The organism is Ruminococcus sp. OM04-4AA (assembly GCF_003462585.1).
GTDB lineage: Bacteria > Bacillota > Clostridia > Lachnospirales > Lachnospiraceae > Mediterraneibacter > Mediterraneibacter faecis.
On sequence record NZ_QTZH01000167.1, the window covers coordinates 1 to 764 of the forward strand.

1 protein-coding gene is annotated in these 764 nt (G+C 29.6%); it reads left to right on the plus strand.

Features of this window, described 5'->3' with window-relative positions:
• Positions 1–101: 101 nt before the first annotated feature.
• Positions 102–596, plus strand: coding sequence for a hypothetical protein (locus DXB52_RS15950; protein WP_118108099.1), 495 nt, complete (start codon positions 102–104; stop codon positions 594–596).
• Positions 597–764 lie beyond the last annotated feature (168 nt).

Genomic DNA, 764 nt, shown 5'->3' on the forward strand with positions numbered 1-764 from the left:
TATAATAGCAACTTATAGATTTAATTTAGAAAATATTGAGAATGCGAAGTGTTAAGTAGACAAATTAATAGATTTAATTTAGAAAATATTGAGAATGCGAAGTGTTAAGTAGACAAATTAAGAAGGTACTTGGAGAAAAAATTGAAGAATCAAAAGTTAATTATAAAGGTTCCGGGTGGAATGGATCATTACACACTTTTGACGTTGAATTTGACAATGATTTAGATAATATAGAATTAGGAAAAATAAAGGAGGAAAAATCCATAGTAATAGATGGAAAAAACATAAAATATTATCTTGCAAGTGAAAAAGAAAATTGGGGATGTAAAGAAAAACATGGCTGGCTTGAAGAACAACAAATTATAAGCCATCTCGAAAAGTTTAAAAAAGTTCTATACACTAATGGTTTAGAATTTTACTATTTAGTGTTGAACGAAAAAAACATAGATGTGAAAAAGATAGCTGATTTACGACCTATGTACGCTAAGTTTAAAGATAATTCTGTACCGACTCCACAATTACTTCTAGCAGCTTCCGCAGAATGGGATCGATTGATAGCTGGTCTTACTTCTATTGACTGGCATCAGGACCAGTAGCCGAAATCTGAAGCACCCAGACGAATACACAGGAGTAAATTATGTCAGAGATGAAAAAAAGATTATTACTGTTGATGCCAAAGCATTTTTCAAATATATTCTTAAATAAATAGCTAAAGATTAGAAATGATTTAATATATAGATTATATAAATAAGAATGTGTACTAG